The sequence below is a fragment of the Mesorhizobium sp. CO1-1-8 genome (genome assembly GCF_020164875.1).
Lineage (GTDB): Bacteria > Pseudomonadota > Alphaproteobacteria > Rhizobiales > Rhizobiaceae > Mesorhizobium.
Genome location: NZ_JAIUGZ010000001.1, coordinates 63,588 through 88,695 on the forward strand (window position 1 = coordinate 63,588; position 25,108 = coordinate 88,695).

26 protein-coding genes and 1 tRNA gene are annotated in these 25,108 nt (G+C 61.6%); 10 read left to right on the forward strand and 17 right to left on the reverse strand.

Going from position 1 to position 25,108, the window contains the following annotated elements:
• Positions 1–244 precede the first annotated feature (244 nt).
• Complete coding sequence (locus tag LB558_RS00300) at positions 245–691, reverse strand: iron-sulfur cluster assembly scaffold protein (RefSeq protein ID WP_127259631.1); 447 nt, start codon at positions 689–691, stop codon at positions 245–247.
• Between the two features lie 240 nt (positions 692–931).
• Between LB558_RS00300 and folE the strand changes: the two genes are divergently transcribed.
• From folE to LB558_RS00315, 3 genes are all read left to right on the forward strand, one after another.
• Positions 932–1,567 (forward strand): GTP cyclohydrolase I FolE, encoded by a 636-nt coding sequence (folE, locus tag LB558_RS00305; protein ID WP_023810482.1) that lies wholly within the window; start codon positions 932–934, stop codon positions 1,565–1,567.
• Positions 1,568–1,679: 112 nt separating this feature from the next.
• Positions 1,680–2,141: a phosphoribosyl-AMP cyclohydrolase gene (gene hisI / locus LB558_RS00310; RefSeq protein WP_224696202.1), complete on the forward strand. Its 462-nt coding sequence runs from the start codon at positions 1,680–1,682 to the stop codon at positions 2,139–2,141.
• An 84-nt stretch (positions 2,142–2,225) separates the two neighbouring features.
• The gene (locus LB558_RS00315; protein ID WP_224696203.1) at positions 2,226–3,197 is read left to right on the forward strand and encodes a patatin family protein; all 972 of its coding nucleotides are present in this window, start codon (positions 2,226–2,228) and stop codon (positions 3,195–3,197) included.
• 7 nt (positions 3,198–3,204) lie between these two features.
• Here the strand turns inward: LB558_RS00315 and recJ are convergent, their stop codons facing one another.
• The 8 genes from recJ to LB558_RS00355 form a co-directional block, all read right to left on the reverse strand.
• A complete protein-coding gene (recJ, locus tag LB558_RS00320; protein ID WP_224695590.1) occupies positions 3,205–4,989 on the reverse strand; it encodes a single-stranded-DNA-specific exonuclease RecJ in 1,785 nt (594 codons plus the stop codon).
• 180 nt (positions 4,990–5,169) lie between these two features.
• Entirely contained in the window at positions 5,170–5,403 is a 234-nt protein-coding gene (locus LB558_RS00325; RefSeq protein WP_224695591.1) for a DUF6434 domain-containing protein, read from the reverse strand.
• A 73-nt stretch (positions 5,404–5,476) separates the two neighbouring features.
• A complete protein-coding gene (gene glpX, locus LB558_RS00330) occupies positions 5,477–6,460 on the reverse strand; it encodes a class II fructose-bisphosphatase (protein WP_224695592.1) in 984 nt (327 codons plus the stop codon).
• A gap of 203 nt (positions 6,461–6,663) precedes the next feature.
• The gene (locus LB558_RS00335; RefSeq protein ID WP_081738703.1) at positions 6,664–6,831 is read right to left on the reverse strand and encodes a Thivi_2564 family membrane protein; all 168 of its coding nucleotides are present in this window, start codon (positions 6,829–6,831) and stop codon (positions 6,664–6,666) included.
• Between the two features lie 72 nt (positions 6,832–6,903).
• Positions 6,904–7,260 carry a hypothetical protein gene (locus LB558_RS00340; RefSeq protein ID WP_224695593.1) on the reverse strand — a complete coding sequence of 119 codons (357 nt, stop codon included), beginning with the start codon at positions 7,258–7,260 and terminating at the stop codon, positions 6,904–6,906.
• Positions 7,261–7,393: 133 nt separating this feature from the next.
• Complete coding sequence (locus tag LB558_RS00345; RefSeq protein ID WP_224695594.1) at positions 7,394–8,707, reverse strand: homoserine dehydrogenase; 1,314 nt, start codon at positions 8,705–8,707, stop codon at positions 7,394–7,396.
• Between the two features lie 46 nt (positions 8,708–8,753).
• Entirely contained in the window at positions 8,754–9,971 is a 1,218-nt protein-coding gene (locus tag LB558_RS00350; RefSeq protein ID WP_224695595.1) for an LL-diaminopimelate aminotransferase, read from the reverse strand.
• 44 nt (positions 9,972–10,015) lie between these two features.
• Positions 10,016–10,408 carry a hypothetical protein gene (locus tag LB558_RS00355; RefSeq protein ID WP_224695596.1) on the reverse strand — a complete coding sequence of 131 codons (393 nt, stop codon included), beginning with the start codon at positions 10,406–10,408 and terminating at the stop codon, positions 10,016–10,018.
• A 97-nt stretch (positions 10,409–10,505) separates the two neighbouring features.
• On the opposite strand from LB558_RS00355, the gene phaC reads away from it, so the two are divergent.
• From phaC to LB558_RS00370, 3 genes are all read left to right on the forward strand, one after another.
• Positions 10,506–12,341 carry a class I poly(R)-hydroxyalkanoic acid synthase gene (gene phaC, locus LB558_RS00360; protein WP_224695597.1) on the forward strand — a complete coding sequence of 612 codons (1,836 nt, stop codon included), beginning with the start codon at positions 10,506–10,508 and terminating at the stop codon, positions 12,339–12,341.
• A gap of 215 nt (positions 12,342–12,556) precedes the next feature.
• Complete coding sequence (locus LB558_RS00365; protein WP_224695598.1) at positions 12,557–13,810, forward strand: YcbK family protein; 1,254 nt, start codon at positions 12,557–12,559, stop codon at positions 13,808–13,810.
• Positions 13,811–14,053: 243 nt separating this feature from the next.
• Positions 14,054–14,128 (forward strand) — tRNA-Glu (locus LB558_RS00370).
• 348 nt (positions 14,129–14,476) lie between these two features.
• On the opposite strand, the gene LB558_RS00375 is transcribed toward LB558_RS00370, so the two are convergent.
• The 6 genes from LB558_RS00375 to LB558_RS00400 all read right to left on the reverse strand — a co-directional run bounded on the left by LB558_RS00375 (position 14,477) and on the right by LB558_RS00400 (position 18,227).
• On the reverse strand, positions 14,477–14,758 hold the full coding sequence (locus LB558_RS00375; RefSeq protein WP_224695599.1) for a hypothetical protein: 282 nt from the start codon (positions 14,756–14,758) through the stop codon (positions 14,477–14,479).
• Positions 14,759–15,113: 355 nt separating this feature from the next.
• Positions 15,114–15,521, reverse strand: coding sequence for a TadE/TadG family type IV pilus assembly protein (locus tag LB558_RS00380; RefSeq protein WP_127270088.1), 408 nt, complete (start codon positions 15,519–15,521; stop codon positions 15,114–15,116).
• The gene (locus tag LB558_RS00385; RefSeq protein WP_127259645.1) at positions 15,511–15,936 is read right to left on the reverse strand and encodes a TadE/TadG family type IV pilus assembly protein; all 426 of its coding nucleotides are present in this window, start codon (positions 15,934–15,936) and stop codon (positions 15,511–15,513) included. Before LB558_RS00385 ends, LB558_RS00380 begins: the two co-directional genes overlap by 11 nt.
• Positions 15,937–15,955: 19 nt before the next feature.
• Positions 15,956–17,137: a pilus assembly protein TadG-related protein gene (locus LB558_RS00390; protein WP_412033425.1), complete on the reverse strand. Its 1,182-nt coding sequence runs from the start codon at positions 17,135–17,137 to the stop codon at positions 15,956–15,958.
• Positions 17,138–17,451: 314 nt separating this feature from the next.
• The gene (locus LB558_RS00395) at positions 17,452–17,715 is read right to left on the reverse strand and encodes a DUF6074 family protein (protein WP_224695601.1); all 264 of its coding nucleotides are present in this window, start codon (positions 17,713–17,715) and stop codon (positions 17,452–17,454) included.
• 215 nt (positions 17,716–17,930) lie between these two features.
• A complete protein-coding gene (locus tag LB558_RS00400) occupies positions 17,931–18,227 on the reverse strand; it encodes a DUF982 domain-containing protein (RefSeq protein WP_224695602.1) in 297 nt (98 codons plus the stop codon).
• Positions 18,228–18,746: 519 nt separating this feature from the next.
• Between LB558_RS00400 and map the strand changes: the two genes are divergently transcribed.
• The 3 genes from map (at position 18,747) to LB558_RS00415 (ending at position 22,038) form a co-directional block, all read left to right on the forward strand.
• Entirely contained in the window at positions 18,747–19,574 is an 828-nt protein-coding gene (gene map, locus LB558_RS00405; RefSeq protein WP_127259746.1) for a type I methionyl aminopeptidase, read from the forward strand.
• Between the two features lie 431 nt (positions 19,575–20,005).
• A complete protein-coding gene (locus LB558_RS00410; protein WP_224695603.1) occupies positions 20,006–20,665 on the forward strand; it encodes a JAB domain-containing protein in 660 nt (219 codons plus the stop codon).
• 131 nt (positions 20,666–20,796) lie between these two features.
• Positions 20,797–22,038: a tyrosine-type recombinase/integrase gene (locus tag LB558_RS00415; protein WP_224695604.1), complete on the forward strand. Its 1,242-nt coding sequence runs from the start codon at positions 20,797–20,799 to the stop codon at positions 22,036–22,038.
• A 78-nt stretch (positions 22,039–22,116) separates the two neighbouring features.
• Here the strand turns inward: LB558_RS00415 and LB558_RS00420 are convergent, their stop codons facing one another.
• Entirely contained in the window at positions 22,117–22,776 is a 660-nt protein-coding gene (locus tag LB558_RS00420) for a glutathione S-transferase family protein (protein WP_224695605.1), read from the reverse strand.
• Positions 22,777–23,039: 263 nt separating this feature from the next.
• Positions 23,040–23,945 carry a 4'-phosphopantetheinyl transferase family protein gene (locus LB558_RS00425; RefSeq protein WP_224695606.1) on the reverse strand — a complete coding sequence of 302 codons (906 nt, stop codon included), beginning with the start codon at positions 23,943–23,945 and terminating at the stop codon, positions 23,040–23,042.
• Between the two features lie 114 nt (positions 23,946–24,059).
• Here LB558_RS00425 and LB558_RS00430 point away from each other — a divergent pair, with 114 nt between their 5' ends.
• The gene (locus LB558_RS00430) at positions 24,060–25,064 is read left to right on the forward strand and encodes an aspartyl/asparaginyl beta-hydroxylase domain-containing protein (RefSeq protein ID WP_224695607.1); all 1,005 of its coding nucleotides are present in this window, start codon (positions 24,060–24,062) and stop codon (positions 25,062–25,064) included.
• The last annotated feature ends 44 nt before the right edge of the window (positions 25,065–25,108 follow it).

A 25,108-nucleotide genomic window follows, 5' to 3' on the forward strand; every position in this document is an offset into this window, starting at 1 on the left:
GTTCAGGCCGATCCGAACGCGCGCAACGCTTCTGGTATTTGCAGGCACGTTCCACAGACCTGGATGGCCTTCCGGAGATAGTCGCCGACATCTCCCTGGGTTGCCATGTCAGCGTCAGCTAGGCTCGAGCCGCCGCCCGACAACAGCGAAACCACAAGGCTGCATGCGAACACAGGGCCGCGGCTGGAGCAAGCTCGTGGGCCTTCGCCCGGCCTGCGCACCGTGGAAAGGCCAAATCCCAATGTCAGGCCGCTTCTTCGGCGCGCTTCTTCTCGATTTGGCCGATCGCGTCGACCACGGCATCGAAAGTCAGCATGGTCGAAGCGTGCCGCGCCTTGTAATCGCGCACCGGCTCCAAATATCTGAGATCCGCAAAGCGGCCGTCCGGCGGGGCGCCATTTTCCTTGAGCATCTTCAGCATGGTGTCGCGTACCGCTCGCAATTCCTCAGCACTCGCGCCGACGACATGCTGCGCCATGATCGATGACGACGCCTGGCCGAGCGCGCAGGCCTTCACGTCATGGGCAAAGTCTGTGACCACGCCGTCCTGCATCTTGAGGTCGACGGTGACGGTCGAGCCGCACAGCTTGGAGTGCGCCTTGGCGGTCGCGTCAGGATGATCGAGACGGCCGATGCGGCCAATGTTCCCGGCAAAACCGAGAATTTTCGTGTTGTAGACCTCGTTTATCATTATTTTCCAATCCGTCGCCGCCAAGCGAACAGCGATTGCCGCTGTCGTATCTTCCTTTCGCTCGCTATGACCTTATATAATGCTGGCAGTCCGGTATCGACAAGAACGACGAAAGCCAATGTCCTTGCCGGGAAGTTCACGCCGCTTACGGGGCTGGAAACGGGGCGAGTTTCCGACACCGAAAGGTCGTGGTCCGTTCAACTCGTTCCTCCGCCGAGAGGGACTACGGGAGACGCCTTTATGGATGCCGTCATCAAGAAACTCATGCCACAGTCAGCCTATATGGAAAAGCCGGTCACCGACCGGCCAAGCGAAGCCGAAGTCGAAGCCGCCGTGCGCACGCTTTTGCGCTGGACCGGCGACAATCCGGACCGCGAAGGGCTGGTCGACACGCCGAAGCGGGTGGCAAAGGCCTATCGCGAAATGTTCGGTGGCTACGACATGTGCCCGGCGGACGAACTCGGCCGCACATTCGAGGAGGTCGCCGGCTACGATGACCTGGTCATCGTCAAGGACATAACGTTTCATTCGCATTGCGAGCACCATATGGTGCCGATCATCGGCAAGGCGCATGTCGGGTATCTTCCAGACGGCAAGGTCGTCGGCCTGTCCAAGATCGCCCGCGTCGTCGATATCTTCGCCCACCGCCTGCAGACCCAGGAGGCGCTGACTGCGCAGATCGCCGGCGTCATCCAGGACGTGCTCAATCCGCGCGGCGTCGCTGTCATGATCGAGGCCGAGCACATGTGCATGGCCATGCGCGGCATCCGCAAGCAGGGTTCAACCACGCTGACCTCGACCTTCACCGGCGTTTTCAAGGACACGCCCGAAGAGCAGGTCCGTTTCGTCACCATGGTGCGCGGCGGCGGGGTCTGATCGGCCCTGCCCGGCCATCAGACCCATGATCCCGAAAAAATGGAGACCGGTTTTCTTGGATAAACGGAAACCGTTGTCCCGAGGTCATGTCAAAGAGGAAAATGGGCCGGCGATGTCCGCACTGGAATTTCCAAAAGCTCCGTCAGACAAGAAAGCGCTTGAGGAAGGCGCGGTGTTCTCGCCGCGCTTCGATGCAGCCGGGCTTGTCACGGTCGTCGTCACCGATGCCGGAGACGGCATGCTGTTGATGGTTGCGCATATGAATGCGCAAGCACTGGCGCTGACGCTGGAGACCGGCATCGCCCACTACTGGTCGCGCTCGCGCAGCGCGCTTTGGAAAAAGGGGGAAATATCGGGCAATTTTCAGCATGTCGTCGAGATGCTCACGGATTGTGACCAGGATGCCATATGGTTGCGCGTCAAAGTGTTGGGCCACGACGCAACCTGTCACACTGGCCGGCGTTCATGCTTTTATCGGACGGTGGGGCTGATCGATGGCAAGGGGACGCTTGCCTTCGACGGCAGAAAGCCGCTGTTCGATGCGGAAAACACGTATCGGAAACCATCAGCTTGAACCTTCTGCCTGACACCAAGCACACAGATTCATCATTTCGATACGGCCCGCTCGTATAGTAGCCGTGGGACAAGGGAGATCATGATGCTCGAGTGGGCGTCATTGCGTAACAGACCAGATGTCAGGGAGGCCAATGGCCTGTCCTCGTCAGGCGGCGCGTCCGAAACGAACTCCCAGAAGAAAACAGGCATTTCGCTCGCCTTGGGTGGCGGTTGCGCCCGTGGTTGGGCGCATATCGGTGTGCTGCGCGCGCTCGACGAAGCCGGCATCGAAGTATCGATGATCGCCGGCACCTCGATCGGCGCGCTGGTCGGCGGCTGCTATCTCGCCGGCAAAATGGACGAGCTCGAAGAATTCGCCCGCAGCCTGACAAAGCGCCGCATCTTCGGCCTGCTCGATCTCAATTTGCGCGGCAGCGGCCTGTTCGGCGGCATGAAGCTCGACGCCCGGCTGCGCGAGCACATGGCCGGCATTCGTTTCGAGGACCTTGCCAAGCCGTTCGTCGCGGTCACCTCCGAAATCCGCACCGGCCACGAAATCTGGCTGTCGAGCGGCTCATTGATCACCGCCATGCGTGCCTCTTATGCGCTTCCCGGCGTGTTCGAGCCGGTGAATTGCAATGGCCGCGTGCTGGTCGACGGCGCGCTGGTCAACCCCGTACCGGTTTCGGTCTGCCGCGCCTACGAGCAGCCGCTCGTCGTGGCGGTCAACCTTCACTACGACCTGTTCGGCCGTGCCGCCGTCATCAAGCACAGCGCCGGCGAACTGGTCGTCGAAAAGGACGCGCCGCGGCCTGGGCAGATCGACGCCGAGCGCCAGTCGCATCAGACGCGGCTCGGCATCACCGGCGTCATGGTCGAGGCCTTCAACATCATTCAGGACCGCATTTCGCGTGCCAGGCTTGCCGGCGACCCGCCCGACATGTCGCTGCAGCCGAAGCTCAGCCATATCGGCCTGACCGAATTCCACCGCGCCGACGAGGCGATCAACCTCGGCTATCAGGCGACGATGGCACAGATCGGCGAACTGACCCGGCTGCAGTCCGTTCTCGCCTGATCAAAACCTACCCACGAGCCGCATCGGTGATGCGAAACTGCACGGCGCGGTTGCCGTTCCAGTAATTGCCTGACAGCGAACCGGCGACGTGGATTGTCTTGCCCCGGTTCTTGAACAGGAATTCGCCAAGCGCGGTATCGACGGCGCGAAAGGCAATCGCCTGGATGCGGCCACCACTTTCCGATTGCAGCTCGACGCGGATATGGTTGGTGCCGACCGGCCGCGCATCGGCCAATCGGTGGCGCGGCAACGCGAAAATCGGGGCCGCGTGCCCGGCACCGAAGGGTCCGGCCTTTTCCAGCGCGTCGAGCAGGCCGAGCGTCGCGCCTTCAGCGGCAAGTGCGCCGTCTATGGCCAGGCTTTCCTCGCCCTGCAGGCGAAACACGTCGGCTGCCGCCCGCTCTTCGAAAAACGCCCTGAGTTCGCCAAGCCTCGCCCGCTCCACGGTGATACCCGCCGCCATGCCATGGCCGCCCCCCTTGACGATCAGACCGGCCACGGCCGCCTCGCGCACCAGCCGGCCGAGGTCGAAACCCGAGACCGAGCGGCCCGAACCGGTGCCGATGCCCACAGTGTTGAAGGCGATGGCGAAGGCGGGCCGCCGGGCATGATCCTTCAATCGCGAAGCGAGCAGGCCGACAATGCCCGGATGCCAGCTGTTGGAGGCGGTGACGACGATGGCGGGACCATTGCCGCCGGCAAGCTCGGCGTCGGCCTCGGCGCGCGCTGCCGCGAGCATCTCCTGCTCCATCAGCTGCCGTTCCTGGTTGAGCCGGTCGAGCGTCTCGGCAATGGTGCGCGCCTCTACCGGGTCGTCGGTCGCAAGCAACCGGCTGCCAAGTGCGGCATCGCCGATGCGTCCGCCGGCATTGATGCGCGGGCCGATCAGATAGGCCAGATGGAAAGTGCTGATCGGCTCGCCGATGCGCGACACCCGTGCCAGTGCCGCCAGCCCTTCATTCTTCTGCTGGCGCGCCATCTGCAGTCCCTTGACCACGAAGGCACGGTTGACGCCGGTCAGCGGCACCACGTCACAAACGGTGGCCAAAGCGACGATATCAAGCAGCGAGAGCAGGTCCGGCGGTGTGCCATCGGCCATGCGGCTACGCAGGATCCTGGCCGTCTGCACAAGGGCGAGGAAGACCACGCCGGCGGCACAGAGATGGCCCTGCCCGGAAAGGTCGTCGTCGCGATTGGGATTGACGACGGCAATTGCCGCCGGCAAGGCACCGCCGACCTGATGGTGGTCGAGCACGACGACATCGGCCCCGGCCTCGTTGGCGGCATCGATGGAAACGGCGCTGTTGGTGCCGCAATCGACAGTGACGATCAGTGTCGCGCCACGCGAAACAAGTTCGCGCATGGCATCCGGATTGGGGCCATAGCCCTCGAAAATACGATCCGGGATGTAGATTTCCGACGGCACCGAGAAATGCGTGAGGAACCGCTTCAGCAAGGCCGACGAGGCGGCGCCGTCGACATCATAGTCGCCGAAGATCGCCACCTTTTCCCTGGCCATCACCGCGGCGGCGATACGGGCCGCCGCCCTGTCCATGTCGGTCAGCGATGCCGGATCCGGCAGAAGATCGCGGATCGTCGGGTCGAGAAACCGCTCGGTCTGTTCGGCGGTGACGCCACGGCCGGCAAGCACCCGCGCGACGATGTCGGGCACGCCATGGCCTTGCGCGATGGCGAGCGCAATCATGTCCTGGCGTTCTGTCAGCCGATGTTCCCAGGAAACCCCTGACACCGACTGCCTGACATCGAGGAAGAGGCGTTTCTCGCCGGTCATACGCTTTGCCAACTCATCGTTGGCCGCACGATAATGCATGTCGCCCAAAAGTGCGCAGCGGTTTTGGGGCGACGACCTGCATTGGGAACAATTTAAAGCGCGTCACGTTCACGCGACGCTCTGTAGGCCAAAGGCAGGCAAAGCCAAGCGGTTCACGGGTGTGCGCCGTCCCGGAACAGGTCAAGAAAACTGCGCTTTCCGCTTTTCAGCCTGGCGCCGAAGCCATTCGTCGGCCGCATCGCCCATCGTGTTTTCCACACCGTCCTTGAGCCAGGCCATGAAAGGCCGGTTGAACCTGAATGCGTTGCCGCATTCCCCGATGAGAAAGCGACGCACATTCTGGGTGTTGCGATAGGACTTTGTGATGGCGATGGTACGCGAGATCGGATCCGCATGCCAGTCGAACGGTTTCATCGTCAAATCCTTGCAGCCAGCATCGGATGCGCCCGAATGGCTAACAATTGCAAGGTGGCTTCGCAAGCGAGCGTCAGAACTTATCCAGATCCTGATGGCGGGCCTTGATCTCGCGCACCGTCCGCGACGACGAGCGCAGCACGATCGTGTGGGTGGTGATGTGATTGTCGCCGAACTTGACGCCAGCCAGCATGTTGCCGTCGGTGACACCGGTGGCCGCAAACAGCACATCGCCGCGCGCCATGTCCTCCGTCCGATAGACCCGTTTCGGATTGGAGATACCCATCTTTGCCGCGCGAGCAAGCTTTTCCGGCGTGTCGAGGATCAGCCTGCCCTGCATCTGGCCGCCGGTGCAGCGCAGCGCGGCAGCGGCCAGCACGCCCTCGGGTGCTCCGCCAGTGCCAAGGTAGATATCGATGCCGGTTTCTTCCGGGTCCGTGGTGTGGATGACGCCGGCGACATCGCCGTCGCCGATCAGCCGGATCGCGGCCCCCGTGGCGCGCACGGCATCGATCAGCTTGGCATGACGCGGCCGGTCGAGAATGCAGGTGGTGATTTCCGATACAGCGACGCCCTTGGCCCGGGCGAGGCTGGCGATGTTCTCAGCCGCCGAGGTGTCGATGTCGATAACGCCGTCCGCATAGCCCGGACCGATGGCGATCTTGTCCATGTAGACGTCGGGCGCGAACAACAGGCTGCCCTTTTCGGCGATCGCGATGACCGCGAGTGCATTGGGCAGGTTCTTGGCGCAAATCGTCGTGCCTTCGAGCGGATCGAGCGCGATATCGACGGCCGGGCCTTTGCCTGTGCCGACTTCCTCGCCGATATAGAGCATCGGCGCCTCGTCCCGTTCGCCTTCGCCAATCACCACCGTGCCCTTGATGGAAAGCCGGTTGAGTTCCTGGCGCATGGCATCCACGGCTACCTGGTCGGCCGCCTTTTCGTCGCCGCGCCCGCGCAGCCTGGCGGCCGCGACGGCGGCCCGTTCAGTGACGCGCACCAGTTCCATGGTGAGTATCCGGTCAAGGCCGGCGACGATGTTCTGGGCCACATTCATCTGGTGATTTCCTCGTTGGCAATGCGGCCTCCCGCCGGAGGCGGGCCTGTTTTGTCAAACGAGCATGACAACGGCAAGACCCTCCGAAAACTTTATCGAATAGTCAGCAACATCAATCGATTAAACCGCATTTTGAAACAACGGCGGCCCGGTCGAAAGAACCGGGCCGGCAGGGGAAATTGACCATCGGCGCTGTTCGCGGCCTAGAAAACCGCGAGATATTTGAGCAGCGAAATGATGCCGATGATGATGACGATGACTTGCACGATCTGTCTCATCCGACCGTCGAGCGGCAGGCGCTGCACCAGGTAGAGAACGAGGATGATGACGAGGAATGTGATCAGGATGCTGATCAATGCTGATGAAGCCATGGTGCCCCTCCTTAAAAGTGACGTGCTAAAAACAAGAGAATGGGCCGGAAGCCCGGCCCCATCGCTCTACGGTCAATACCAGCGGCGGGAGGTGTCGTTCGTCGACTGACCAATGGCGAAGCCGGCCAGAAAGCCGAGCAGGCCGATCACACCGACCAAAGCTGTCGTCGTACCGGGATTTTCGCGCGCGACTTCCGAAACAGCTTGGGCCTGGCTGCGCAGCTGTTGCGCCGTACGCGACGCGCGGTTCGCCGCAGTGTCGTACAACTCGGACGCCTGTTCGCTGGCGTCATCAAGCATCTCCGCGCCCCGCGCCGAAATGCTCTTGTTGATCTTGGTGATCTCCCTGCGCAGTTCGGCAATCTGCTTTTCCAGCGTCTTCTGGATGTTGTCGATATCGGGGGTGTCGGATTTGTTGGTATCGGCCATGAAGCGGTTCCTCTGGTTGCTGACCAAGAGAACGGCGTCGACGCGAATTCGTTCCGGTCTGCGGCGGCTGCCTGCCTCCAGACCGGAGCTCAATGCCTGCGGAATTCTTGTCCCGCGCGACTGTCGGACAAAGCTACCCTGCCCGCTCGATGCGGATGACCTGCGGCTTGTCGGTCAGATGTCCGTCCTTGGTGATGCCGTCGACGGCCTTGCGCACGGCGGCCTCCGTCGTCTCGTGGGTGACGAGGATCACCGTCTTCTGTGCCGCCGCCTCGCCGTTGACGGCGTGCTGGACGATCGATTCCAGCGAGATGTCGTTGTCGGCCATGCGCTTGGCAATAGCGGCAAACACGCCGATGCGGTCATGCACGGTCAGCCGGATGAAATAGCCGCCGGCATGGCTGCGCATCTGCGCCTTCTTGTAGGGTTTCAGCTCCTTCGCCGGCCGGCCGAAGACCGGACCATGCTGGAAGCCTGGCCGGCTCTTGGCGATGTCGGCGATGTCGCCGATGACGGCCGATGCGGTGGCGTTGCCGCCAGCACCAGGGCCTGACAGCAACAGCTCGCCCAGAATGTCGGTTTCGATCGCCACCGCATTGGTGACGCCATGAACCTGCGCGATGACCGACGCGGTCGGCACCATGGTCGGGTGGACGCGCTGTTCGATGCCACTTTCGGTGCGCTGGGCGACGCCCAGCAGCTTGATCCGGTAGCCGAGATCGGCGGCGGCGCGGATGTCGGCCTGGCTGATGTTGGAAATGCCTTCCATGTAGATGTCGTTGGCGGCGATCCTGGTGCCGAAGGCAAGGCTGGTCAGGATCGACAGCTTGTGCGCCGTGTCGTGACCCTCGATGTCGAAGGTCGGATCGGCTTCCGCATAGCCCAGCCGCTGCGCGTCCTTCAGGCACTCGTCGAACGAGATGCCCTCGGCCTCCATGCGGGTCAGGATGTAGTTGCAGGTGCCGTTGAGAATGCCGAACACGCGGGTCACCGAATTGCCCGCCATCGCCTCGCGCATCGTCTTGATGACCGGGATGCCGCCGGCCACAGCCGCCTCGTAGTTGAGCAACACGCCCTTCTTCTCGGCGATCTCGGCCAACGCCACGCCATGCTTGGCCAGCAGCGCCTTGTTGGCGGTGACGACGTGACGGCCGGCTTCGAGTGCCGCCTTCACCGATGAGCGCGCCGGACCCTCGTCGCCACCGATCAGTTCGACGAACACGTCGATTTCGGCGGTCTGCGCCATCTTGACCGGATCGTCGAACCACTTTGCCGAGTTGAGTTCGACGCCGCGATCACGCTTCTGGTCGCGCGCCGAGACGGCGGTGACAATGACGTCACGGCCGCACTGGCGGGTCAGTTCCACCGCCTTGTCGCGCAGCACGCGCGCCACCGACGCGCCAACGGTGCCGAGGCCGGCAATTCCAACACGCAATGCTTCAGCCATGTCCGGCGACGTCCCTCAAAGTCAGATCGATTTGCGTGCGGCAAGTTTACCGGTGAGCGGAGAGCGGCACGACATTGTTGGGCTGCTTGGCGCTGGTCGACAGGAAGCGCTTGATGTTGCGCGCCGCCTGGCGGATCCGGTGCTCGTTCTCGACCAGCGCAATGCGCACGTGATCGTCGCCATGTTCGCCGAAGCCGACACCGGGTGCCACCGCCACGTCGGCATGTTCGATGAGCAGCTTGGAGAATTCGAGCGAGCCGAGATGCCGGAACGGCTCCGGAATTGGCGCCCAGGCGAACATCGATGCCGCCGGTGCCGGAATGGTCCAGCCGGCGCGGCCGAAAGCGTCGACCATCACGTCGCGGCGCTTATGGTAGATGTCGCGCACCTCGGCGATGTCGGCGCCGTCGCCATTGAGCGCGTGTGCCGCCGCCACCTGGATCGGCGTGAAGGCGCCGTAGTCGAGGTAGGACTTCACTCGCGTCAGCGCCGAGATCAGCCGCTCGTTGCCGACGGCAAAGCCCATGCGCCAACCGGGCATGGAGAAGGTCTTCGACATGGAGGTGAATTCGACGCAAACGTCGATCGCGCCAGGCACCTGCAGCACCGAAGGCGGCGGATTGCCGTCGAAATAGATCTCCGAATAGGCAAGGTCGGACAGGATGATGATGTCGTTCTTCTTGGCGAAGGCGACCACATCCTTGTAGAAATCGAGCGAGGCGACCAGCGCCGTCGGGTTCGACGGATAGTTGAGGATCAGCGCCAGCGGCTTCGGGATCGAATGCTTGACACCGCGCTCGAGCGCCGGGATGAAACCGTCGTCCGGCTCCACCTGCAGCGAGCGGATGACGCCACCCGACATGATGAAGCCGAAGGCATGGATCGGATAGGTCGGGTTCGGGCACAGGATCACGTCGCCGGGGGCCGTGATCGCCTGCGCCATGTTGGCGAAGCCTTCCTTCGAGCCAAGCGTGGCCACCACTTGCGTGTCGGGGTTGAGCTTCACGCCGAAGCGCCTGCCATAGTAGGCGGCTTGGGCGCGGCGCAGGCCCGGAATGCCGCGCGACGAGGAATAGCGATGCGTGCGCGGGTCGCGCACGACCTCGCACAATTTGTCGACGATAGCCTTGGGCGTCGGCAGGTCCGGATTGCCCATGCCGAGGTCGATGATGTCGGCGCCACGCGATCGGGCGCTGGCCTTGAGCCGGTTGACCTGCTCGAACACGTAAGGCGGAAGCCGGCGAACCTTGTGAAATTCTTCCATTGCAGTTCCAGACAGCGAAGGGGTGTTGGGCGCGCGCTATATACTTATTTGCAGGTAGGGTCGAGGGCGGGGTCGCATTTGCCTTCGATCTGCTTCAGCGTTTCGTCGCCATGCTTCTTGGCCAGATCCGTCAGCGCCGCCTGGTTGGCGACCTTGGGGCCGCCGCCCTTTGCCGCCTGCGCATTCTCATCCGCCTTCAATTGCGCGAGCTTGGCATTCTTCTCGGCTTCGGTGAACTGAGGCGCCGCCACTTGCGGCTTGATGTTCAGGTTCGGAAAGGTGCCGGTATCCTTCGGCCCCGTACCCGCAGCGACAGGCGTCGGGCCATTCGTGTTGGCGCTCGAGCACCCGGCAATCCCGATGAGAACGATCGCCGCGCCGATGCGGCAAAAACGTCCGGCACCGAAAAAAACAGTCTCGCCAATATTAATCGTCATATTGTTTCCTTGGCAGCCGAGGTAGAGCGAGATTGGCCCGGTCGGATGTCCCATGTTAATATGTCAAGAAAAGGCCTCGGGAGGAACCCCGCCAACCATGTCCAAAACACCCGATTCGGGCAAAGCGGAAGATGACGAGCCTTCGACCGTCGAGCAATATCTGGTGAAGGACCCGGAACGCTTCGCCCTGAACATGGCGCGCATGATCGAGCAGGCCGGCAAGGCCGCTTCCGCCTGGGCCGAGCCGCGCGAAAAAGGCGACGTGCGCGACCATGTGGCCGAGCCCGTCGTCGATATGGTGAAGACCTTTTCCAAGCTCAGCGAATACTGGCTTGCCGATCCGCAGCGCGCGCTGGAAGCGCAGACGCGATTGTTCTCCGGCTATATGACGGTCTGGGCCAACGCCATTCAGCGCACCAGCAACGCCGCGCAAGACACCGAAGACGCGGTCAAGCCGGAGCGCGGCGACAAGCGCTTCCTCGACCCGGAATGGGGCCGCAACGCCTTCTTCGATTTCCTCAAGCAGGCCTATCTCGTCACCTCGCGCTGGGCGGCCGATCTGGTCGAGCACGCCGAAGGTCTTGACGAGCACACCCGCCACAAGGCCGGCTTTTACGTCAAGCAGGTGTCCAACGCCATCTCGCCGTCGAATTTCATCCTGACCAATCCGGAACTGTTCCGGGAAACCGTCGCCTCGAACGGCGAAAACCTGGTGCGCGGCATGAAGATGCTGGCCGAGGACATCGCCGCCGGAAAGGGCGACCTGAAGCTGCGGCAGGCCGACTACTCGCCCTTCGAGATCGGCAGGAACATCGCCACCACTCCCGGCAAGGTGGTCGGCCGCAGCGACGTCGCCGAAATTATCCAGTACGACCCGGCGACCGAGACGGTGCTCAAGCGGCCCCTGCTGATCTGCCCGCCATGGATCAACAAATTCTACATCCTCGATCTGAACCCGCAGAAATCATTCATTCGCTGGGCGGTTGAACAGGGCCACACCGTGTTCGTCATCTCCTGGATCAATCCGGACGAGCGCCACGGCACCAAGAGCTGGGAAGCCTATATCCGCGAGGGTCTGCAATACGGCCTCGACACGGTCGAAAAGGCCACCGGCGAACGCGACGTCAACGCGATCGGCTATTGCGTCGGCGGCACGCTTTTGGCGGCGGCACTGGCGCTGATGGCGCAAGAGGGCGACGACCGCATCAAGTCGGCGACGTTCTTCACCACGCAGGTCGACTTCACCTATGCCGGCGACCTGAAGGTGTTCGTCGACGAAGAACAGGTCGCGGCAGTGGAAAAGTCGATGAGCGAAAAGGGCTATCTGGACGGCACCAAGATGGCGACCGCCTTCAACATGCTGCGCTCAGGCGACCTGATCTGGCCCTACGTCGTCAACAACTACATGCGCGGCAAGGATCCCCTGCCCTTCGACCTGCTCTACTGGAATGCCGATTCCACCCGCATGGCCGCGGCCAATCACTCTTTCTACCTGCGCAACTGCTATCTCGAGAACAACCTCTCGCAAGGCACGATGGAACTGGCGGGCCGCACGGTCTCGCTCGGCGACATCACCATCCCGGTCTACAACCTCGCCTCCAAGGAAGATCACATCGCGCCGGCGCTTTCGGTGTTCCTCGGCTCGAAATATTTCGGCGGCACGGTCGAGTATGTGATGGCCGGGTCGGGCCATATCGCCGGTGTCGTCAATCCGCCGGCATCCAACAAATACCAGTACTGGACCGGGGGGACGCCGACGGGCGACTTCAGCCAGTGGATTGCCAATGCCACCGACCATCCAGGATCCTGGTGGCCGCACTGGCAAGGCTGGATAGAGGCCAAGGACAACACCCGCGTGCCTGCCCGCAAACCCGGCAAGCATATGAAAACCTTGGGTGATGCTCCCGGCACCTATGTGAAGGTCCGTGTGTAACGGACTGTAATGTGTGGTGAGTTGACGGGCCGCCAAAAGCGGGCGAAATGGTGTCGTCAACCATCAAGCGGCCGTAATTCGGCAATCACCGCAAAAATACTTCCAGGCTTGCGGATTTGACACAGGTCTCGTTTCCGGATCGGAGACAAAGGTCACCTCGGCACCGACCATGCGTGCGGCACCAAGGATATACCGACCGGACATCGAGGGGGAATTTGACTTTGAAATCAGCAGGATGGAGCCTCGCAAAGGGAGAACGCCGCGCCATTGTGGCAGCGCTCTGCTCCTTGCTTCTGGCCTCCTGCACCTCGGCTGGCGACCCGACCATGTCGGTCGGAATGCCTGGTTACAATGCCACCGCATCGGACGTAAACGCGGCCTCCAGCGGCAAGGCGATCGTCGCCTCCGATTCGTCTGATGTCACGACGGAGCAGACGACGGTGATGACGGCAAGCGACACGGCGCTGCCTGAAAAGGTCGCCTATGTGCCTATATCCAAGCCGGGAGCTGCCTTTCCGCTGACCACGCCGGCCGCCGCCGAAACCATCGTCGGAAACACGCCGCAGTCGCTGACGCAGCAGGCACAGACCGCGCAGCAGACCGACGCGGTCGCCCAGCAGATTGCCGCCGCCGACGGCGACGTGGCAGCGCCGAAGCCCGCCGCCGCTCCGGCCATGAACAACCCGGTCTATGTGACGGCCGGCGAGACGCCGCAGGCCGAAGCACCAAAGAAGAAAGGCTTCCTGGCCTCGATGTTTGGCGCAACGCCAGCCTCGGCGACACCAGCCCCCCTCATCGGCAACGCCCGGACGGGCGAGCAGCCTCCGGCACAGGCAAAAGCGGCGCCAGCAGCGGCAAAGCCGATCATTACGCTTGCCTCGGCCAATTCCACAGCCAAGCCGGTGCAACTGGCTTCGCTCGGCGGCGATACCGGCGGCCACATCACCGGTAGCGACGCCCTGCCCGGCGTGCGCCAGACAGCCCTGTTCGAAATCAAGCGCAAGTCCGGCCTCGACGACGAAAGCGACGTCGACCTCAACGAAGATGAGGGGCCAGTCGGCGGCTCCTATCAGGTTGCGTCCGCCGCCGGCATGGCCCGGCTGGCGCCCAACGGGCTGCTCAAGCAGAACGAGAGCGTCGATGTCGCCTGCCTGAAGCCGTCGCTGGTGCGCGTGCTGAAGACGATCGAAGGCCATTACGGCCGCAAGATGACGGTGACGTCAGGCTATCGCGACCCGGCCCGCAACCGCCGCGCCAACGGCGCCAAGAATTCGCTGCACATGTATTGCGCCGCCGCCGACATCCAGGTGCCCGGCGTTTCGAAATGGGAACTGGCGAGCTACATCAGAAGCATGCCCGGCCGCGGCGGCGTCGGCACCTACTGCCACACGGAATCGGTTCACGTCGACGTCGGCCCCGAGCGTGACTGGAACTGGCGCTGCCGCCGGCGCAGCGGCGGTGACGGCTAGCAGCGCGGATCTAAGATCTGCCGGCGGCCATGATCGTTCCGTTGGGCATTGCGAATATCGGATTGGCGGAGGCCTTCTCAACTTCATCATTCCGGCGCAGAGCGGTGCGGCGTCCCGCTCATCGTCAAGCTCGCAACCCTCGGGAAATGGTTGATCTGGCAGGCCCGGAAAAAAGTTGTCCAAGGCGGCACCTGACGGGTTGCCGGTTGCGCACAACGCCAGTATAAGCCGCTTCGTCTGAGCGCGCCCATCGTCTAGCGGTTAGGACACCGCCCTTTCACGGCGGTAACAGGGGTTCGATTCCCCTTGGGCGTACCAGAAAAATAATGCGTTTAGCGCAAACCTCCCTCCATGTTGGTCAATTTCGCTTGGCTCTGTGCCGCGGTCTTCAACTGACGCGCAGTCTTCCGCGATCACACCATAGGCTAACGCGGCCACACGGGTCATAATTCTACTATCAAGTGGTCGATTCCTCAGGGATGTAGCCGCTCCAAGAGCCCGCCGCAGGTCGCCCCCGTGGCGGGCTTTTCGTTGCGCGGTCGAAGTGGGCTTTCAGGGCATTCCGATAACGGGAGAAGCCCACAGTGGTAAGTCCGTTTTGAAACGGGGCGCGCGCCGCTCAAGACGACTCTCTTCAGCGCTTCAGCGGCATTCGCCAATGCGAAATCAAAAGCCTGTTATAATCCACGGATTGGAGTCGTATCCGAGGCGCGGCTCTGCCTTTGCGCCGTTATCTTCCGATTTGGCGGTTCCGGTGAAACCGCAGTCCAGATTTGGAACGGGCTTCTTGGCTGATGGGTTGGTGGAACACAAGGCGGCGGCGTCACTGACCGCCGCCTTCTTTTCCTTGGCAACAGCGACACCAGTCGCAGCGAAAACGACAGCCGCGCAAAATATAGCCACTCTCATTGGAAACCCCTCTATTGCACCCGACAGATGGTCGGACATGACGTAACGTCATCTTAATATTAGCACTAACGAATGTATTGGCTAGCCCCCGTGCCATCAAAACCAGGCCGGGTGCCAAGCTTGCATCGCGACCGCCAAAAGCGGTGCGGATCTGGACACCAGCCGGCATGAGTCGCACTCTCATCGTGGGAGAAGGACGTGGATCGACAAAACACAGGGGCTGATCAGGCCAAACGCTGGCGGGACCAGGCCCTGCGCGGTCGCCGCAGGCGTCTGTCACAACATCGTATCGTGGGCGCCGATCCTGATGGCGATAGCCATTCTCGGTGGTCTGATCACGCTCAAGGCGTACAAGTAAGCAGAGCCCCAGCGTGCGAGGCTATCCGGCCACAGCCTAGCCGCTGCCAAGCAGCGGCACGGTAACCGTTGTCGCGTAGTTGATGGGGAAGGAACTGAAGTAGGGGAAGTCGATGACGAAAGCATAGGCGGCGGTCAGATGCGCCATGCGGAAGCCGCCGCTCACTGGGTCGATGGCGATCGTGACGTTCACGTCCTTGAACCCCAAGGCCTGCAATTTCTGCGTGGCGATCGATTGAATGTCGGCCTGGGTCAGCGTGTTCTTAAGTTGCAGCGAGCGTGCTGACGTCTCCAGCGTATAGCGAACACTGGAGACCGAGTGCATCGACCAGCCAAAGGCGAATATTCCGAACAGCAGCATGACAAGGAAGGGCGCGATCAGCGCGAACTCCAGCCCGGCCCCGCCCGATCGATCCCGCCGGAACGCGCTTACCCTAGCGGACACGGATCATCTCCTGGTGACCGATGACGGTGGAAGTGGCAAATGCGCCAAAGGCAATTGGCGGCACCCAGGTGCCCGATGCCTGTATCTGGACATAGATTGACGGCACCTTCGGCCCACTGCACATGGTGGAAGCGTCGACCACGGTCGTCCCGCACATACGGATGTGGCTTAGCGTGACCTGGCCGTCTTCCGGCCGATTTTCCCAGCTCGCAATGGCAAGGGCCTGGGTCGCCGCATCATCGGTCGATCCGCTCATGACCAGGTTCGCGGCGGTCTTCACACCGGCGCGCATCGACAGTGAGCTCGTTACGTAGGACCAGCCGTCTAGAATACCAAGCAGCACCAGGCACAGAATGGGCAGCACCATCGCGAACTCGACCGCCGCAACGCCCGAATCATCGCCAAGGATCGGCATCGATCGACGCCCCACGGAGCTACTCGGACAGTGCCACGGACCGCGCGGCTGGAATGTTGGACACTCCGAGGCTCGAGCAATCCTGATTGATGGTTGAGTTACCGGACCATTGAATCGTATTGGCGACGACCCTGGTGCAGCCGCCATTGCCCGAGAAGTTGCCAAGATAGTTCACTTGCTGCTTGGGGAAATAGATGGCCCCGGTCAAAAGCGAGTCCGCCGTGCCGTTGAATGTGCTGGATGCGCTCATGCCGGCCCTGTCGCCGTAGAACAGAACGCCTGAGTAAGTGCCCGAGGTCGCCGCGCTGAGCTTCACGGACGCATTGCCATTCATGCTGACGGTCGAGCTACCCGACATGAAGATGGTCACCCCGGTGCCCGTGATGGCCGCGTTGGCGTTTATTTTTAAATTGCCCTGGACGATATAAACGCCGGGCGAAAACGTGACATTGCCCTTCAGGTTCATGCCGCTGCAATAGGTGCCTGGACCGAGCGTCGCCTTGTTGTCGTTCTGGCAGGGGGTCGCGGCCACCGGGGCCGGCAGGTCGACAAAGGGATCGCCGGCAGGTAGTGCCTGGGTGATCGGGGCCGCGCAGACGGTCGTGACGGGATTGCTGAGAGAGACACCGCCCGCCGATATCAGGCAATCGGCCTGCAGGCCGGCCGCGCCCTGAACCTTGATGGCGTCCGAAGCGATCGAATTGGACATGACCGAACAGCCGCTGAGCTTAACGCTGGTGCTGCCGGAAAACAGCACCGCCTGCGACGCGGACGGATCGAGCGCGAGTATGCAGGCACTTGAGGCATCGGTAATGACGGCCACCGCCCTCGCCTGTTCGGGAACCTTTTCCTGGGTGAAGATCAGGGTGAACATGCGGTCGAGCTTCTGGCCGACGATCACCTCGACCGCTTTTTTCGCCGTATTCGGTCCGGACGCCGGAGGGGTATTGACGACGATCGTGCCCGAGCCCAGCCCGTTCGACGCCGCGGACTGGGCCGCGGCCGCGACGATCGTCGGCTTGTCGGAGCCCGAAATCTGTTCGAGCGCTCCGGCATAGGCGGCTGCATCGGCCGTCGCCTGTAACCTCAGGCTGTTGTAGTACCAATAGGAGGTCTCGACGCCGAAGCCCGCAGCGCCGACAACGACCGGCAAGGTAAGGGCAAAAATGGTTGCGACATTTGCGCCCGTGCTCCGGCGCATGGCGTTCATTACAAGCCGAACACGGGTGAAACTACTCAAGGCCATGGCTTAAATTAGAAAGCACGCATAAATGAACGAATGGCTAAAAAAGTTCGTTGCATTTTTGAGCAGCGGTCCATTGGCTTCAAAAAAGAAGTGTTTCGCTGGCTGACCAACGCACGCCGCGTCGATGTCCCAGAGTAGGCCGGCGGGAAAATTGCCGGATTTGCAGCCGAGACCGCGCGGCCAACGACCGTATCTCCGAAAAACACGCCAGAATAACCGTATTTACGAATTATTGAAGCATGTATGGAAGCTGGAGGTTCAGGATTGCTTCAAGCGGAAAGAATTGGCATCGACTCCGCGACCGTATCGGCCAACATCTCTCTCTGTACGGCCAGGAAGAACCTGCGCACTTCATCGCAGGCTGCTGTTCTGTCCCTGCCCGATCCGACCACAAGATCGAGCAATTCCGACGCCTTGGCTTTCCAGAAGGAGGTGGCGGTCTCGCCATGCAGGTTGCCAAGCTTGGCAGCAACCTCTCTGACCAGGAATACCTGACGGTCGATCGGGAATGCACGAACTTTTTCTGGGGACATCTTCCAACCCATGAGACTGACGCAACGAATCAACCATTGCCAACAAGCAATGGCGTAGCCGGGAAGGTGGAAACGGAAGCTTAACGGCGCTGACGTGGCTGCAGCGTGCTGCGGTCGCCGGGGAGACGAAAAGGGCGCAGCCCTATGCTGGCGACATCGCCGTGTGCATTCAAGCGCGATCGTTAACGTAAGAATCGGGGCAGGCGAAACGGCCCTCAGGCCTGGAGCGCCCTCGCCTCACCGCCGCGCTTGCGCGGCGTCATCATGTCCCTGGCCATCAGTCCGCTCGCCCGGCAAAACGCCATGAAGGCCCGGCAGGCATCCTCGGTCTTGACCACGTCCACCGTGGCGCCAAAGCAGGCATTGAAGGCTTTCTGATAGATCGGGCCCTGACGGCGCGGAGGCCAGTCCTGGAGAAAATCGAGCGCCTGTTCGACGCCGTAGATCTCCTCGACCGGCAGGCCGGGCGCGGGCGCTATGCGCACCGGCACCTCGAATTGCAGTCTGTCCATTCCTGTCTCCCGAACCGGCGTCACCGCAGCAACGCCGTTCGTCGTCAAAAGTTGCTTTGACCGGCTTCTGGCCCAGAAATGTGTCGTCACTTGGGTCGCTGAACCGCCACGTCGCCCAAAACAGATTGCGCCCCCGAGATATGTCTTGGGCGACATACGCTCACTGGTTCGCCGGATCCGTCTCCAAAGCCTGGCACCCCCGGCAGGCCGAAGCACAGCATCGCCAGCGGCACCATGCCCATCAGGCATGAGCACGCTGCCATCAGCGGCGCTTCAGGCCATCCGGTTTGCCTGACCGCCGTCAAGGGACGCGATCTCGAAAACATCACCCGCCCTAACGCACCAGAAAGGGAAGCAAACCGGGCAAAAACCGCCAAGACATCGCCCATGCGAGGCAAATATCCGGAAGCGCGCGGCCGTATCAAACAGTTCTTCCTTGAACCTTTTGCCCTCAAGTGCCAAATCTGGGGAGATTTCACGTCGGCTCTCCTGCAGGGCCCTACCCGCTACACGGACAAAATGGTCACCTATCTCGACGCTGCCACGGCCCCGCTCAGAAATACCGGCCAGATTCGCCTCTATGGCGAGGACGGCTTCGCCGGCATGCGCAAGGCATGCGATCTCACCGCGCGCTGCCTCGACGAGCTGGTGCCGATGGTCCAGCCCGGCGTCACCACCGAGGCAATAGACCGCTTCGTCTTCGAATTCGGCATGGACCACGGCGCGCTGCCGGCGACGCTCAACTATCGCGGCTACACGAAATCGTCCTGCACCTCGATCAACCATGTCGTCTGCCACGGCATTCCCGACAACAAGCCGCTCAAGGATGGCGACATCGTCAACATCGACGTCACCTACATCCTCGACGGCTGGCACGGCGATTCTTCGCGCATGTATCCGGTCGGCACGATCAAGCGCGCCGCCGAGCGGCTGCTCGAAGTCACGCATGAATGCCTGATGCGCGGAATTGCGGCAGTCAGGCCGGGCGCCCGCACCGGCGCGATCGGCGCCGCCATCCAGACCTTTGCCGAAGGCGAGCGCTGCTCGGTGGTGCGCGACTTCTGCGGCCACGGCGTCGGCCAGTTGTTCCATGACGCGCCGAACATCCTGCACTACGGCAGCGCAAATGAAGGCGTCGAGATGCGGCCAGGCATGATCTTCACCATCGAGCCGATGATCAATCTGGGCAGGCCGCATGTGAAGGTTCTGTCGGACGGCTGGACCGCGGTGACGCGCGACCGCTCGCTGTCGGCGCAGTACGAGCACACGATCGGCGTGACCGACACAGGGTGCGAGATTTTCACGCTGTCGCCCCAAAAGCTCGATCGCCCCGGCCTGCCGGCTTAGAGCGCATCTTACCCGGTAGGAGGCCGTCTACGCCGACTGCACATCCGCGGCATTCGGCAGGTCGATGGTAACGACCAGCCCGCTGGGCTGGTTGTCCTCCGAATGCATTGAAACAGGATTGCCATGGCAGCAAGAGATGCCCGGCCGGCAAATAGTCCAGAGTCAATTTTGGCGAACATGCGTGCTCCAGTATAGCGAGGCAATGAGCCTCCGATGGCGTCACCATGTCAGGTGAAAGTGGCCGCATGCGTTAAGTGATGTTAAGTTTTGTTGCGCAATCGTGGTTTCATCTTGCCGTATAGGGAAGCAATAGACTGACAGCGGGAACTGCCCACGATCTGCCGTGGATCGTCTCGCGATCGGAGAACAGAACTGTTTCAATCCGGGCCGAAACAGCTCTAATGTCTGCGCTGGAGCAATGTGGGCGGGGTATGGAGAACACAAGTGACGACGACGAGCGGAGTTTCTTCTCCGAAGCGCCGATGCGGCCTGCGGCGAAAGCCAAGGCGACGCTCGACGAAAAGCCGCATTACCTCGGCCATCGCGACCGCTTGCGCGAGCGCTTTGCCCTGGCGGGTCCGGATGCCCTGCCCGATTACGAACTTCTGGAACTTCTGCTCTTTCGCCTGATCCCTCGTGCCGACACCAAACCGGCGGCCAAGGCGCTGCTGGCACGCTTCGGCACGCTGGCCGAAGTGCTTGGCGCACCGGTTGGCCTGTTGCAGGAGGTCAAGGGCATCGGCCCTGCGGTGGCGCTCGACCTGAAAATCGTCGCCGCAACGGCGCAGCGCATGGCACGCGGCGAGGTCCACGGCCGCGAGATCCTCTCGTCCTGGCAGCAGCTTCTCGACTATTGCCGCTCGGCAATGGCCTTCGAGGCGCGCGAGCAGTTCCGCATCCTGTTCCTCGACAAGAAGAACGCGCTGATCGCCGACGAGGTGCAGCAGACGGGCACTGTCGACCACACGCCTGTCTACCCGCGAGAAGTGATCAAGCGCGCGCTCGAACTCTCGGCGACCGCCATTATCCTGGTGCACAACCATCCATTTTACCTCTCTGAAGGCACGAATAGTCACGCTCAATCACATTAAATCATTAGGTTTTTTTGATTTGCGTACTGGGGGCGATATTTGGCATATTGGGGGCGGTTTTCGGCGAGCGGAGGCCTTACTGTCACCAATTAACGGCCGGTACCGGCCCCAGACTCAGCAAGAGCCCAGCTATGCCCAGCCTCACTAACGGAGCCATTCGGCGAGCCATCCAGCAGGTCGAAAAGACTGGCAAACAGGCGAGCCTCGCCGATGGCGAGGGCCGCGGCACGGGCCGGTTGGTGCTCGTTCTGAAAACCATGCCCACTCGAGTCACGGCCGAGTGGATGGCTCAGCAGTGGCGCGATGGCAAACGGACGAAAAAGAAGATTGGCTCTTATCCGTCGATCTCATTGGCCGAGGCCCGCGAACTCTATCAGCGCGACTTCGCCAATCTGATCCAAAAGGGACGCAGTATTAAGATCGCAATGGACACCCGCCCGGGAACCGTCGGCGATCTCTTTGAGGCCTATGTCGAGAACCTCAAGGATAACGGCAAATCCTCCTGGAAGGAAGCCGAGAAAGGGCTGAACACGGTTGCTGACACACTCGGCCGCAATCGCCTGGCTCGCGAGATCGAACCCGATGAGGTCGCCAATGTCATCCGCCCTATCTACGAGCGCGGGGCTCGCGCCATGGCGGATCATGTCCGCAGCTACATCCGTTCTGCCTATAGCTGGGGCATGAAGTCCGAACACGACTATCGAAACACCTCCCCTCGCCGCTTCAGGTTAACCTACAATCCAGCGGCAGGCATTCCGACCGAGCCGAAAACCGTCGGCACGCGGTGGCTGGATGAGGATGAGTTTGTGCGGCTCTACCGCTGGCTCGAATGCCCAGATGTGCCGGTGCATCCGCCATACACTCGCGCCGCCCGCATCCTGATGCTGACGGGACAACGCGTCGAGGAAATTGTCCGACTGCATGTCGATCAGTGGGATGCCGACGAAGCGATTATCGACTGGTCGAAGACGAAAAATAGCCGCCCTCACGCCATTCCGGTTCCCGCGCTGGCCGCCGAGCTGATCGACTCGATCAAGCCAAACGAACATGGATGGTTTTTTCCCTCAGCGAAGGACCCATCGGTACCAGTCAGCCATAACACGCTCTACAGCTTCATTTGGAGGCAGCGTCATCGCGGCGTCATCCCGGTCGTCACCAATCGGGATCTGCGACGCACCTGGAAGACACTCGCGGGCAAAGCGGGCATCCCGAAGGAAATCCGGGACCGCATCCAAAACCATGCCCTGCACGATGTCAGCTCGAAGAACTACGACAGGTGGAACTACATGCCGGAGAAGCGCGCCGGTATGAAAAAATGGGGCAAATTCGTCACCGGGTTACTCAGCAAGGGGCAGAACCGCAAAGCTGCCTGATGACCAATTGTGCAGTAGCCTGTTGCACAAAAGGGACGTGACTGAATTCGTTCGCGACTCGATCTCCGCCCGCCTGCCTCAAGACGGCTGCGCCGCATCCAGGATGGTTTCGTCCGGCTTGTGCCGCTCGAAGACAGGCACCAGTGCCGGTCGGTTCCGCACCGCCTCCGACAGAGCTTCGACTCGCGCCAGGTTTTTTTGGCGCCAATCCGGATCCATGTCCCAGTGGCACAGGATAGCGATGTAGACGTCGGTCGCGCAGAAGCCCTCAGACAGCAGATAGGGCGAACCTGCCACCGCGTCCTCGACTGGCTGCCAGCGATTGCGCCATATCGCACCAGCCCGCGTGCGCACCACATCCTTGCATTCGTCGGAACCGGCAAAGCGCTCCGGAAAATCGACGATTTCAATCAGGGGGTAAAGCTCGGTTGCGCAGAACAGCAGCCAGCGAAGGGCCCGAGCCCGCGCCTTAGAGGCGGCCGGCGGAAGTAAGCTCGACTGCGGATGGCGCTCATCGAGCGTCAGGATGATCGCGACGGTGTCCGTGACGACCTCGCCATCGGGAAACACCAGCGTGGGTAGTTTCCCCAGCGGGTGGAGCTTTCGGTAGGCTTCTTCCTGGTTCTCGCCGGCGCGCACATCAAGATAGCGGGCCTCGTAATCGACACCCAATTCGGCACACACTGCCTCGATAATTCCGGATCCCGATCCGCGGGCGCCATAGATGGCATAGGTCACGTCGATCCGCTCCTCACTTTGGCTCGGGCACTTTTCCAAGGAAGACCGCAAGACTGCTTTTCGATCCCGGCATAGCCGCGTCCGCTTTTCTGCTTCGAACCCTGCCCGGCTGATATCCGAGAGAGGATGGTCCTTCAGCCGACACCACGCAGGGAAACTTCGGATCCGGCCCCCAAATCGAGTATTCGCCGGCAATTCTGTCGCCGTGATGAAGAACGCCAACTGCGAATTGCGACACCGAGGGAAAAATCCTATCGTTCACTTCATACTTCGCAGTCGGACGAAACGTCATCCCGGCACTGCGGAAAGCGAGCCTTGCTGGGCGCAGGCTGGTCTTCTATTCCTGCTGCCATGGGCCGGCTTGGCCCGGTTTCTCCGGACTGTTCCGAGGCCAGGACGTTAAACGGTACCGCACGGGAGAGCCGAACCTCGAAAGGCCGTCCTGAAGGAGGAAGCTCTACGGCGACGGCAAGCCGATGGCCGCTCGACAAGGACATGAGATCGAGCTGCCATTTGCGACCGTCGTCGACATTCGGTTCAACCGCGAGGCGGGGTCGGGACCCATCGCGAAAGTCAATCGCAAAACAGTTGAACGGCAAAGACAAACCCACGCCTCTGCCTTTGACGTAGGCCTCCTTCAGCGTCCAGTAGTCGAAAAATCTTTCATCGCGAACCTTCGGCGGCAGTGCTCGAAGCGCTTCCACCTCTTTGGCGGAAAAGAAGCGCTGCGCGATTTCGAAATTCTCATCAATTGGCGAAGGATACTCGATATCCACGCCGATTGCGTCTGCGCGTGCCACAGCAACGACTATCAGGCCGGAGGTGTGGGCGATGTTGAATGCTACCCGGTTTTCGCAGGGATGAAGCAGCATCGGTTTGCCCCATTGGTCAGCGCCGAATACCAGGTCGTCCGACGCCACACCGCAATTGATTGAAAGCACATAGCGAGCCAGGGCCCGCGTAATCAGAAACCGGCGACGTCCCTCCTCGAAGCGCTGTTGACTGTATCGATGCCGGTCGTCATCGGTGAGTAGTGCCTCGTAGCGGGAAAGGAGCTCGACGTCGCTGATCGCATCCGATGCAGCGACGACATCCACCTCTGCCTCGCCTACTGGCACGATCGAGGATTTCGTCGGAGCATCTGGCATTGTCGGTGCGAGGCGGGCCATCCCCCCTCCAACTGTCCCGGGCGGAGGGCCGCGACGGTCTACTTGGTTCTTGTCAACAAACGGAAAGCCAATCTAGAGTGCCTGCCGTGCGGATGCAACCAAAAGGAGTTGCCGATGGTCGCGGCAGTAGCCCAAGACACAGATGCTTTCGCTCTTCCGTTCAAATTCGATCGTAACCGCCTCGCCAAGGACGTCGAGCAACTCCAAAACCTCGTGCGCCTTCCGCAACCCGGACCCTATCACAAGGGTGAATGGGCCGGCGTAGCTATCCATGCCGCGGGCGGCGTGCAGACGCCGGACTCCGGTTTTCCAAGCATCGCTAGCTATGCGTTCACGCCCGAAGCTTGTCACGCGCCCTACCTCAAGGAAATCCTGGGGTCGCTGCCCTTCGTTCTCCAGGTTGTTAGAGTCCTGTGGCTCCCGGCGGGTGGCAAGATAGGGAACCATTTCGACTTCGACACCAATTTCCAGTTCGGATTGGTCCGGCTGCACATACCGATGCAGACGAATCCGGATGTCGAATTCCTGATTGCAGGACGTCGCATCGACATGAACGTGGGCGAATTCTGGTACGGCGACTTTTCCAAGCCGCACGAGGTCATAAATCGCGGCAAACAGGATCGTTTGCACGCGGTCTTGGATGTCGAGGTCAACGACGCGCTCCTGGGTATAATGCCGGCGGACTATATCGACACGCTTTCCCGTCTCGGTCCGATATCCAAGCATCGCGCGCCATACCGGAAATCCGACGACCTTGCCACCTTCGAATGCAGTTTCAGGATACCCGGCACGATCGTGCCGTTGCTCAAAAAAGGAAAGCTCGTCGACATGATCAAGGGCGCAACCGCTGTGTTGAGGCGCGACGGCAACGACCTGCACCTGTATTTCAACGGCACGCCACATTGCACGCTCATGCGCGTCACCGAAAAGGAATTCGCCGTTGTCGGAATGCCGCCCGGATGCTTTTTCCGTATCGAGCGTTCAGGAGTCGCCCCGATCCGGGTCACTCTGATCGTGCGCGGCGTGCAGGAAGACTTAGTCGCGGCCCGCGTCGGCGTCGTTCGCGGTGAGAGAATTCCGGAACGCGAGATCGACTTCGGTCCGCTGCTGGCGGCCTGAATTGGCGGGATTCGTCTGGCAATTCCCGGACTTCGGATAAGTCG